Below are 12,091 nucleotides of genomic sequence, written 5' to 3' on the forward strand. Positions count from 1 at the left end.
GATGATTGGGGGGTAAAAATGAGTAAAATATATGGGAAGTTATTTGGTACACCAAAAGTTATAAAGGATGAACAAGAAGTACTATTTCCTTATGGAAAGGTAAAAGCCCTTTTTTATTATTTACTTATAAATAAACAGGCTAGCCGTGAAGAATTAGCTGGAATGCTTTGGGCGGAGGAAGATGAAGATATAGCAAAGAAGAATTTAAGAAATGCTATATATAAGATAAAGAAAGCATTTGATGAAGAAGTTATAATTTCCCCTAAAAAGTCTATGATTTTATTAAATCCAGAGATGGAAATAAAAACAGATGTGGATGAGTTTCTAAGTGATAAGAAAGATATTAAGGAATATGAAGGGGAGCTTTTACAAGGTTTTTTTGTGAAAAATGCAGAAGAATTTGAAAGCTGGCTAGATAAAACAAGAGAACATTATAAGAGTATATATGTATCGTCTTTATATGAAGAAATAGCTTCTAAAATTAAAAATGGAGATTTAAAAAATAGTTTAATAGAAAAATATTCGAAAATTTTAATAAGAATAGATGAATTTGATGAAAAAGCATATAGAACTCTTATGAGTTATTATAAAGAAAATAGCAGCTATAGTAAGGCGCTAGAACTTTATAATAAGCTTACAGAAATCTTAGATAAAGAACTTGGGATTACCCCTGATGAAGAAACCACAGCTATTTTTGATTCAATACTGGATAAAATGAATTCTACAGATAAAGAGAACATTAAAGCAGCTAAGAATTTTTTTTATGGAAGATGTAATGAGCTTAGAATACTGGAAAATAATTATAACAACTTTATTAAAGGAACATCTAATGCGCGCTCGATTATAATAAAAGGAGAAGCGGGAATAGGTAAATCTCGACTAAAAGAAAGATTTTTAGAAGGATTAAATACAAAAGAAGTATTCTTATTTGAAACCAACTGTTATCAATTAGAAAAAGAATACATACTAAAGCCATGGAACAGTATAATTTATCAAGTATCAAGTGTTCTAAAAGCTAATAATATTAGTATTCCTACCATGTGGGAGGATATTATAGCAAATGTTTTTCCTGAGTTTGGAGAAAAAAAAGCTGCATCAAATATAAAATTACTTGAAAACTTAGATAGTTTAAAATGCGAAATGATAGCAGAAGCATTATTAGATATTTTAAAAAAAATAACAGTAAAGAAAAAAATAATAATGATTTTTGATGACATACAATGGATGGATAATTTAAGTTTGCTTATTCTGAGTAGTATAATACTTCATGCAAATAAAAACGATATAATGTTTATAGGGACTTGTAGAAATGAATATGATGAAAACATAGATAACTTTATAACTACAATGAAAAGATATGAAAAAATACATTGTGTAAATCTTGAGAGATTTAATTTGAAAGAAGTTGAAAGTTTTGTGAGCAAGGCATTACCTCAAAAAAACTTTTCAAAGGAAGTATTTAAAAAGGTATATGATGAAACAGAAGGAAATGCCTTTTTTATAACTGAATATTTAAATATATTAAAGTCTAAAGGTGATACTAATATAATGTCTGTTAAAATGCAGGATGTACTACAAAGTAGATTTTTATATATTTCTGAAGAAGGAAAAAAAATATTAAATATAGCATCTCTTTTCTTTGATGAAGCACCTTTAGAAATAATAAAAAATGTAACTCAAAAGGATGAACTAGAAATAATTGATATAATAGAAGAGCTTACAAATAGGTTTATTTTAAAGGAAGTAATCACAGAAAATGGGACAAGTTTTAAGTTTACCCATCAAAAGCTTAGGGAATTTGTTTATCTAAAGCAATCGGAGGGTAGAAAGAGAATTTTGCATAGTAAGATAGCTAGTATATTAGAAAAACAGCTTAAAAATGATAAGAGTGATATAAACACTTATCACAAACTTATATACCATTTTAGTAGCGGAGATAATGAGCTGGAAGCATTAAGGTATAGGATAAAAAGTTTAAGTTATTATTTGAACTTTAGTCATGAACTCTTTCCGATATTATTTAATCAAGAAAGTAATGCTTATAAGTATGCTTATTTTAGTAAACAGCAAACAGAAAAACATCTTAAGGATTTAGAAAAGTCTTTAAAGGAAGTAAAGAAAAGAGAAGCTCCAGGAGATGAATTAAAGAAAATTGAAATTTCATATCTCCATATTAGAGGAAGATATCTTATAAGAGAAGGAAATTATGATGAGGGCACTATATTTATAAAAGAAATGATAGAAAAATCTGTAGAAATAAAGGATAATGATTATGCATTAGAAGGTTATAAGCAAATGATATATTATTGCATACAAACCAATGATACAGAAACTATGGTAAATTATATAGATTTAGCTTTGAACCTAGCAGTGGAATGCAATTATCATAAGGAAATAGGAATACTTTTAAGATTAAAAGGCCTTTATAATATAATGTGCGGAAAATATGATGAAGCAGAGAAGCTTTTGAATGAGTCTATAAATATATTTAACGTTACAAGGCAAGTTGCAGATAAATATGCTTTAAATATTGCAGCGGCATATAATTATATTGGAGAAATTAGACGATATAATATGAAGTTTTCTGAGGCTCTTTCTTATTTTGATAAAGCATTATCTATATGTGAAAATAAAAATGCGCTTGTGAGTTTATCTATATTTAATATAAATGCAGGACTTTCAGCCTTTGACATGGGGGATTATGACAGAGCAAAAGAACATTTTGAAAAGGCATATAATATTTTTGGTCAATTGGACTCTATATGGAAAAGATCTATAGTAGAAGCTTTTTTATCTCTATTAAATGTAAAGGAAGGAAACTATACAGAAGCTCTAGAGTATTTAAAAAATGCAGATATGTATTCGGGGAGGCTTAAAAATCCTCAAGAGTTTGGAATAGTATATAGGGTAAAAGCTGAAATTAAGGCTCATATGATTTTAAATGAAACTTTAAATAAAGTTTTTAGCAAGTATTTAGATAAAGAGGTATCTTATTATTGTGATGAGGCAATTAAATATTTAAAAGAAGCAGGGGATAAATATAGCATTGAGGTTATAGAAGTTATAAAAAGAGGAAACTAAACTAGTGCCACCCACGTGGGTGGCACTAGTCATATATTTGAAACCTATAAAATATATTATAGTATAAAGTTTAATAGTTTATAGGAGGAATTGTATGCAAACAGTTAAAGGCACAAATACACCTACTAATACTACTAATACATTTCGCTTTCTGGTATACAGCCTTATAGGAATATTTATGTTCTTTGTTCCTATAAAGATTAAAGGGAGTTCTACTATTCCAATTGATCACATGGTAAACTTTCTTAAGGCGGCATCCCCGAACCTTGTCAATATTTATGCACTTATAGTTATAATTCTTGGAGGGTTGTATCCCTTTATAAAAAAGACATGGAATAAGGATAAAGTAACCTTAGTATTTTCTATTCTTAAACTTGTAGGAATTATAGTTGGAGTTATGATATTCTTTAAACTTGGCCCAGCTTGGATGTTTGAAGCTGATATGGCACCATTTTTGTTTAATAAATTAGTTATCCCAGTAGGTGTAATAGTTCCTATAGGTTCAGCGTTTCTTGCATTCTTGGTTGGCTATGGACTTATGGAGTTTACGGGAGCTTTGGTGCAACCTATAATGAGACCTATCTGGAAAACTCCAGGAAGGTCTGCTATAGATGCGGTTGCATCTTTTGTAGGAAGCTATTCATTGGCTCTTTTAATTACAAATAGAGTATATAAGGAGGGGAAATATACCGTAAAAGAAGCTGCAATAATTGCCACTGGTTTTTCAACAGTTTCTGCTACCTTTATGATAATAATATGCAAAACATTGAATATAATGAATATATGGAATACGTATTTTTGGGTTACTTTAATTGTTACATTTATAGTAACTGCAATAACTGCAAGAATATACCCGTTAAGTAAAAAACCAGACACTTATTATACTGGAGAAGGAGATCCTGAGCCTATTGCACAGGGAAATAGGATTAAATATGCTTGGAATGAAGCTATGAAATCATCAGCTCAAGCGGTACCACTAGGCAAGAATATAAAAGATAACTTAAGAGATGGACTTATAATGGCAATGGGAATACTTCCTTCAATATTATCTGTAGGATTTTTGGGGCTTGTTCTTGCAAAGTATACTCCAATATTTGACATATTGGGTTATATATTTTATCCATTTACTTTAGTATTAAAAATCCCAGAACCACTTTTAGCAGCTAAGGCATCTTCAGTTGAAATAGCAGAGATGTTTTTACCTGCAATGCTCGTAGTTAAGGCTCCGCTTGTAACTAAGTTTGTAATAGCTGTGGTATCAGTTTCTTCTATATTGTTCTTCTCGGCTTCAATACCATGTATTTTATCTACTGATATTCCAATTAGCTTAAAAGATATAATTATAATTTGGATTGAAAGAACTATATTTACATTAATATTAGCTGCACCAATTGCATTATTAATACTATGAATAAGTGCCACTCATGTGGCAAGTGGCAAGTGAACAACACTTGCCACTTGCCATGTGGGTGGCACTTATTAATGTGATTTTATTAGTTTATTGTGGTAAAATGATAAAATGGTAATGAATTAAAAAAATGCTTTGCTAGTAAGTTAATGGTTTAATAAATCACTGAATTATTTCATTGTGTTGAAAATTTGAAATATTTTATTTATTTTTGGTTGACAAAGAGGATGATTTAGCTTGATAAATTGAGAAATTAATAAAGACATTTGACGTTTTATTGACGATAAAGTTCCCTAAAATAAGGACATATAATAGGAAAACAAAGTTAGGCTATGAAAATATAAGGAACCAATTTCCATATTATAGCAGATGTTATATAATTAAGGATAATGAAAGTGTAAAGTCACAATAATATTTTTATTTTTTAAAAAATTCACAATAGACTATTATTTGACGAAGATTATGATATAATAAATTTGTAGAACATGAGGTTAAGATTTGAAGGGAGGGGACAGGCATAAAGCTAAATTTTATAAAAATAAGTCCAGTAGAAAATATGACGGTGTTTATAAAAGACAGCCTGCCTAGAAAAATACATAAGGATGTAGCAAAGGAAATAATGCAGTATGGCAATGTCTATGCAGAACAAGTTGGATTTATTGAAACACCAGTTACAGAAGAAGGCAAGAAAAGGGAAACTTTAAGACTTCAAATGATGGGTGGAGAATTTTGTGGAAATGCAGCTAGATCCTTAGCAGCCTATATGGTATATAGCTCTTATCCAGGTTTAAATAAGTTTCAAGATAAATACTTGGTAGAATTAGAGGTATCTGGAGCAAAGGATATGGTTTTATGTGAAGTATCACCTACCCAAAAATCTAATGAATTTTATTCTAAAATTAATATGCCTTTACCACTAGGTATAGATGAAATTACATTTAATTATGAAAACGGTTCATTAAATATAAGCAAAGTAGAGCTTCCTGGTATAACTCACTTCATAGTATACAGTGATGGCATAAAGAATAAGGAAAGTTTTTTTGAAGAATTTAAATCTAAGTCTAACTTAGACAAGCTAGATGCTTTTGGAATAATGTTTTATGAACCTCATAAAAACTTTTTAGAGCCGCTAGTATATGTAAGAGAAACTGAAAGCTTATTTTGGGAAAGAAGTTGTGTGTCAGGTACTACAGCACTAGCGTATGCATTATCTTATGATAAAAAGGAAAATTTAAATATAGAAGTGAATGAGCCAGGTGGCAAACTTTTAGTTCACGTAAACTGGCATGAAGAAAAAATAAAAAGTATAAGATTGGATGGAAAAGTCACCATCGTAGCCGAGGGGACTTTACACATATAAAATTAAAAAAGGGGGAATTATTATGCTATTATTAAATCCAGTTATAATATCAGTTATTATAATGGCAGCACTGTGCCTATTAAAACTCAATGTTATGCTAGCAATACTTATAGCTGCAGTAGTTGCAGGACTAGCGGCTGGAATGCCAATAGGAGAAACCATGTCAACATTAATAGGAGGTATGGGTGGAAACTCAGAAACAGCACTAAGTTATATTTTACTTGGAGCATTAGCTGTTGCAATTAATAAGACAGGTCTTGCTACAATACTTGCAAAGAAAATTGCAAAGATAGTTAAGGGAAAAGCCATAGTGTTTACACTACTTATTGCATTTGTGGCTTGTTTCTCACAAAATCTTATCCCAGTACACATTGCATTTATACCAATTTTAATACCGCCACTAATTCCTATAATGAATAAGATGAAAATAGATAGAAGAGCAGTAGCTTGTGCATTGACCTTTGGTCTTAAGGCACCATATGTAACATTACCAGTAGGATTTGGACTTATATTCCACAACATTATAAGAGACCAAATGATACAAAATGGAGTTAATGTAACTACTAGTGATGTTGCAGGAGTAATGTGGATAGGCGGATTAAGCATGGTTGTAGGTTTATTCCTTGCAGTATTCATATTCTATAGAAAACCAAGAGAATATAGAGAAATGATGATGAATGAGGCTGATGAAGCAGCAGCAGCAATGGATGAAAAGATGACAAGCAAACACTGGTTAGCATTACTTGGAGCAGTAGCTGCATTTATAGTTCAGCTTAAGACAGGATCTCTTCCACTTGGAGCATTAGCAGGTTTAATAATTATGGTATTAACAAGATCTATAGTATGGAAAGATGTAGATTCACTTATGGATGGCGGAATGAAACTTATGGGATTCATAGCTTTCGTAATGCTTGTAGCAGCAGGATATGGTAACGTTTTAAGAGAAACAGGAGCTGTAGAAGCACTAGTTAATGTTACAGCAGGTATGGTTGGAGGAAAATTTGGTGGAGCGTTCTTGATGCTCTTAGTTGGATTAGTTGTGACTATGGGAATAGGAACATCCTTTGGAACTATTCCAATTATAGCAGCTATATACTGTCCACTTGGATTAAAGCTTGGAATGAGTCCAGCTTCAATCATACTTTTATTAGGTGTAGCAGGAGCACTTGGAGATGCAGGATCACCAGCTTCTGATAGTACACTTGGACCTACATCTGGATTATCTGTAGATGGACAGCATGATCATATTTGGGATACTTGTGTACCAACATTTATATTTTATGATATACCACTATTCATAGCAGGATTAATTGGTGCTACGATGTTAGGATAATAAATTATAAATTAGGTTGAAATTCAGCTTTAGCTGAATTTCTTCCATAATTATGACAATATGGACAACAATAGTTTGAAATTAACATAAATACATAACTGAAAGGGAGGAACTTAAAATGAGAGAAATAAGAGAAGTAATATTAAATGGAAATGACTTAACTTTAGAGGAAGTAGTAGCTGTAGCAAGATATGGTGCTAAAGTTTCTTTAAGTGAGGAAGCTAAAAATAGTGTATTAGAATCAAGAAAGATTATTGATGATATAGTTGAAAATGAAAGAGTAGTGTATGGAGTAACTACAGGATTTGGTGAGTTTTGTAATGTAAGTATATCAAAAGAAGATTGTAAAACATTACAAGAAAATCTTATTCGTTCACATGCTTGTGGGTATGGACCAGCATTCTCTACAGATATAGTGAGAACTATAATGCTAACAAGAGCAAATGCATTAGCGAAGGGATATTCAGGAATAAGAATAGGAACATTAAATACATTAATATCAATGCTAAATGCAGGAGTACATCCACAAATACCTGAAAAGGGATCTCTTGGAGCATCAGGAGATTTAGCACCACTTGCTCATATGGTTTTACCAATGCTTGGACTTGGTGAAGCTGAATATAAGGGAGAAGTAATGACAGGCTCTGAGGCTATGGAGAAAGCAGGTGTTCAAGTTATTGAATTAGATGCTAAAGAAGGACTAGCTTTAATAAATGGAACTCAAGTTTTAACATCAACAGGAGCATTAGCAACATATGATGCAATTGAACTTTTAAAAGTTAGTGATATAGTAGCAGCTCTTTCAATGGAAGCATTAAGAGGTATTACAGATGCGTTTGACCCTAGAACTCATGTAATAAGAGCTCACGAAGGACAAATGGCTACAGCAAGAAATATATTAAAATTAGTTGAAGGAAGTACTTATGTAACAAGACAAGGAGAACTTAGGGTTCAAGATGCTTACTCCATAAGATGTGTACCTCAAATACATGGAGCTAGCAAGGATACTATTGATTATGTTCAGAAAAAAGTTGAAATAGAAATTAACTCCGTTACAGACAATCCAATAATAACAAGAGAAGGGGATGTAATTTCTGGAGGTAACTTCCACGGGGAGCCAATGGCACAGCCTTTTGACTTCTTAGGAATTGGAGCAGCAGAAATTGCAAACGTATCAGAAAGAAGAATTGAAAGACTTATTAACCATCAGTTAAATGATCTACCAGCATTCCTTGCAAAACATGGTGGATTAAACTCTGGATTTATGATAACTCAGTATGCAGCAGCAGCTTTAGTATCAGAAAATAAAGTTCTTGCTCACCCTGCATCAGTAGACTCCATTCCATCTTCAGCTAATCAAGAGGACTTAGTAAGCATGGGAACAATAGCTGCAAGAAAGGCAAGAGATATAATCGACAATGCTAAGAGAGTAGTAGCAACAGAAATGATGGCAGCATGCCAAGCTATAGATTTTAGAAAAGATAAAGGATTTGAATTGGGAAAAGGAACTAAAGAAGCATACAAAGTAGTAAGACAAGCTTTAAACTTCATAGAATTTGATACTGATATACAAATGTATAAAGAATTAGATAAAGCTACAGAATTAATAAGCAGCGGAAAGTTATTAGCAGCAGTTGAAAAGGTAGTTGAATTAGAGCACTAAAAGAAGAGCCATCTCACCATTAATAGTGAGATGGCTTTTTATCATATAACAATAACTAAGGCATACCTAAATTTTACTTTATAAAAACAGAAGTATGCATGGATTTATATAAAATCTATGCATACTTCTGTTTTTTATAGAAGACTCTATTATGTTTTAATCAACAAATAATTTAGATAATAAATTCTTAAGAGGGGCCTCAATGTCCTTGTCCATATTCATAGTAAGTAGATCTCCATCTTTAACTACAATCTTCGAACTTACAAATACATCACATACTAATCCGTCTTTATTAGTTATTTTTATATCACAAAAATGTCCGTTATCAAGTGTTCCAATATATCCTTGATTAAATTTAAATGGTGTCTTACCTAAAGCATTAATTGTTTCCGGATTAACATCTATAAACTTACTTTTTAAAAAGTTACGTTCACCAGTTACGGATAAATCGTCGTTACTAGCTTCTCCATCTGTTCCTAGGTATAGTGGAATGTTCATTTCTAAGAATTTCTCTAAATTAGCTTCTCCGGCTTTTACCCTTTCATTCATTCTTGGATTTAACACAACGTTCATGTTATACTTTTCAATAACTTCGTATTCTTCATCATCGAGCCATATGCAATCGGATAAAATTACATGTTCAAGACTTTTAACTTCTTTATTTTTAAGCAAAGATTCTAAAAATTTTAGTGGACGCATACCGTATAACTCAAGAGATAAATCTACATCTCCTTTATCTTCCGATAGGTGAAACTGAATATACTTTCCATTCTCAAAAGCTAAGTTAATTCCTTTTACTATAGCTTCTTTTGTAGAAGCATGTATGCTATGAAGTGAAGGAGCAACTATTATATCCTTGTGGCACATTTCTCCAAATAACATATAAAAATTCATTTCTGCTTCATCTGGCGTTTCAAAGTAGCTCTTTTGAGAATACTTTTTTGCTTCATAGGCATTTTCAGTTAGTATATCATAGTTCATTCTACCAAAATAAAGTCTAATACCTGTATCTTTTGCTGCTCTTAATACTTCTTTATCTAAACTGTTACCTTTATTGCCATGGCAATAAAATGATACCATAACAGATGTAACCCCTAGTGTAAGCATGCGAGAAAATGCCCTCAAACATCCGTAATATATATGTTCAGGTTGTAACTTTACGCTGTATTTATATATTGTATTGCGACACCAAGTTCCTAGATCCCAAGATTTATCTACAATATCTGTGTATATGGATTGTTCAGGATGAGAATGAGCATTAAAATCTCCAGCTTCTATTATATATTCATTTGAATAATCATACACCTTTCCTGGAAATTCACCTTCAAAAATTTCATTTAACTTAATTTCATCAATTAAACCTGTATTTAGATTTGAAATAATATAACCTGGATGCACCTCCTTATCTTTTTTAATATTTCCTTTAATAAGAATTCTTTCTTCCATAGTTACCCTCTTTTCTATTTATATTAGTTATTATCAGTATTCTGCAAAAAAACTAGTATTCCTTTTAAAAATGCCAATGGTTTTTAAAAACTTACAATTGATTAGTTTTTAGTTTGTATATGTAGTAAATAGCAAGTAAAAATAGGCAAAATTTGCAGTGCGGCAAATTTTGCAGTGTACACAAAGTGAAAATATTGAGAAAAGATAGAAAATTGAGTCAAGTTTATTTGGCATGGATTTTGCTTTTATAAATTAGTGAAATAATAAATATGTTAGGAGGTATTTTTATGAAAATTGAAATGGTAAAAGGTATCTTGACATTCAAGATGGACATGATTGCTACATTAACCATTGCACTACTGTTATTATTTTTAGGGTATTATTTAAGAAAGAAGGTTAAATTCTTTGAAAGATTTTGTATTCCAGCACCAGTTATTGGTGGCCTAACATTTTCACTATTAGCTTTAGTTTTAAAACAAGCTAATGTAATTACAATTAGTATGGATACAACTTTTCAGTCACCATTTATGATTGCATTCTTTACAACCGTAGGACTAGGTGGAAGTTTTGCATTAGTTAAAAAAGGAGGAAAACCTTTAATAATTTACTGGATACTTTGTAGTATACTTGCAGTTGCTCAAAATGCTATAGGAGTTATCTCAGCTAAAGTGGTAGGAATTCATCCATTACTTGGAGTAATGATGGGCGCTGTATCTATGGAAGGAGGTCATGGTGCAGCAGCAGCTTTTGGACCTACAGCAGAATCTTTAGGAGTTGCAGGAGCAACTACTGTAGCAGTAGCAGCAGCAACCTTTGGCCTTATATCTGGAGGACTTATTGGTGGACCTATAGCAAGATATCTTATAGACAAATATAAGTTAAAACCTACAGAAGTAGAAGAATTTTCAGGAGAATCATATAGAGAAGCAGCAGGTATAGCTTCAGCTTCAAATGTTACTTCTCATGGATTCTTAGTTCAATTAGCAGTAATTACAGTTTGTATGACTATAGGGGCTGTAGTATGTGCATTCATAGCTAAAACAGGAACAGTACTTCCAGGATATGTAGGTGCAATGTTTACAGCAGTTGCATTTAGAAATTTAAATGATAAGTTCAAATTTATGAAACTTGATCACTATATTATAGATTTAGTAGGAGATGTTTCTCTTGGAATATTCTTATCAATGGCTCTAATGTCACTAAAGTTATGGGAACTTTCAAATCTTGCAGGACCAATGCTTATAGTTGTAATTATACAAGTGATATTTATAACTTTATATACAATATTTGTAGTATTTAGAGCATTAGGGAAAGATTTTGATGCAGCGGTTATGGCATCAGGAATGGCAGGACACGGTCTTGGAGCGACTCCAAATGCTATAGCAAACATGGGAGCTGTTACAGAAAAATACGGCCCATCCACTAAGGCATTCTTAATAGTACCTTTAGTTGGAGCGTTTTTAATAGACCTAGTAGGAATACCAAATATCGTATGGTTCATTAACTTCTTTAAATAAATCATATTTTGCATAATGTTGAATCTCCTGTATGGGATCTGCATCTAGGAAAGCGGTTCGCTGTGCAAAGAAGCTCTAATATTTCTAAATTCAAATCACCTAAACTTTTTAAACTCACTATCGTTCAGACAGTAAAAAGTTCTTGACGGTGATTTGAATTCATAAATAAAGAGCTTCTAATCGCTTATTCAATGCTTTCTACAATGCAAATCCCACACTATATGTTCAACATTAAGAAAATCATCTAAACCTGATAAAGGAGGAAATTTAGTAAACTGAATTT

Annotated in this window: 7 protein-coding genes; 6 read left to right on the forward strand and 1 reads right to left on the reverse strand. The window is 31.6% G+C overall.

Annotation, left to right across the window (positions count from 1 at the left end; genetic code table 11):
- Positions 1 to 18: 18 nt before the first annotated feature.
- The 5 genes from JOC70_RS07380 to hutH all read left to right on the forward strand — a co-directional run bounded on the left by JOC70_RS07380 (position 19) and on the right by hutH (position 8,845).
- Positions 19 to 3,081, forward strand: coding sequence for an ATP-binding protein (locus JOC70_RS07380; RefSeq protein WP_204598245.1), 3,063 nt, complete (start codon positions 19 to 21; stop codon positions 3,079 to 3,081).
- A 94-nt stretch (positions 3,082 to 3,175) separates the two neighbouring features.
- A complete protein-coding gene (locus JOC70_RS07385) occupies positions 3,176 to 4,492 on the forward strand; it encodes a YjiH family protein (RefSeq protein ID WP_204598246.1) in 1,317 nt (438 codons plus the stop codon).
- A 529-nt stretch (positions 4,493 to 5,021) separates the two neighbouring features.
- Complete coding sequence (locus JOC70_RS07390) at positions 5,022 to 5,849, forward strand: histidine racemase CntK family protein (protein ID WP_481128507.1); 828 nt, start codon at positions 5,022 to 5,024, stop codon at positions 5,847 to 5,849.
- A gap of 22 nt (positions 5,850 to 5,871) precedes the next feature.
- Positions 5,872 to 7,182, forward strand: a complete 1,311-nt coding sequence (locus JOC70_RS07395; protein ID WP_204598248.1) for a Na+/H+ antiporter family protein — start codon at positions 5,872 to 5,874, stop codon at positions 7,180 to 7,182.
- Positions 7,183 to 7,300: 118 nt separating this feature from the next.
- Positions 7,301 to 8,845 carry a histidine ammonia-lyase gene (gene hutH / locus JOC70_RS07400; protein ID WP_204598249.1) on the forward strand — a complete coding sequence of 515 codons (1,545 nt, stop codon included), beginning with the start codon at positions 7,301 to 7,303 and terminating at the stop codon, positions 8,843 to 8,845.
- A 156-nt stretch (positions 8,846 to 9,001) separates the two neighbouring features.
- Here hutH and JOC70_RS07405 read toward each other — a convergent pair whose 3' ends face one another.
- Entirely contained in the window at positions 9,002 to 10,291 is a 1,290-nt protein-coding gene (locus JOC70_RS07405; RefSeq protein ID WP_204598250.1) for an amidohydrolase family protein, read from the reverse strand.
- Positions 10,292 to 10,578: 287 nt separating this feature from the next.
- On the opposite strand from JOC70_RS07405, the gene gltS reads away from it, so the two are divergent.
- Entirely contained in the window at positions 10,579 to 11,808 is a 1,230-nt protein-coding gene (gene gltS / locus JOC70_RS07410) for a sodium/glutamate symporter (RefSeq protein ID WP_204598251.1), read from the forward strand.
- Positions 11,809 to 12,091 lie beyond the last annotated feature (283 nt).

Source organism: Clostridium pascui (genome assembly GCF_016908015.1).
In the GTDB taxonomy this organism is placed as follows: Bacteria; Bacillota; Clostridia; order Clostridiales; family Clostridiaceae; genus Clostridium_AK; species Clostridium_AK pascui.

Coding starts and splice junctions, on each gene's coding strand:
- JOC70_RS07380 (WP_204598245.1), top strand. CDS start 19: ATGAGTAAAATATATGGGAAGTTATTTGGTACACCAAAAGTTATAAAG.
- JOC70_RS07385 (WP_204598246.1), top strand. CDS start 3,176: ATGCAAACAGTTAAAGGCACAAATACACCTACTAATACTACTAATACA.
- JOC70_RS07395 (WP_204598248.1), top strand. CDS start 5,872: ATGCTATTATTAAATCCAGTTATAATATCAGTTATTATAATGGCAGCA.
- hutH (WP_204598249.1), top strand. CDS start 7,301: ATGAGAGAAATAAGAGAAGTAATATTAAATGGAAATGACTTAACTTTA.
- JOC70_RS07405 (WP_204598250.1), bottom strand. CDS start 10,291: ATGGAAGAAAGAATTCTTATTAAAGGAAATATTAAAAAAGATAAGGAG.
- gltS (WP_204598251.1), top strand. CDS start 10,579: ATGAAAATTGAAATGGTAAAAGGTATCTTGACATTCAAGATGGACATG.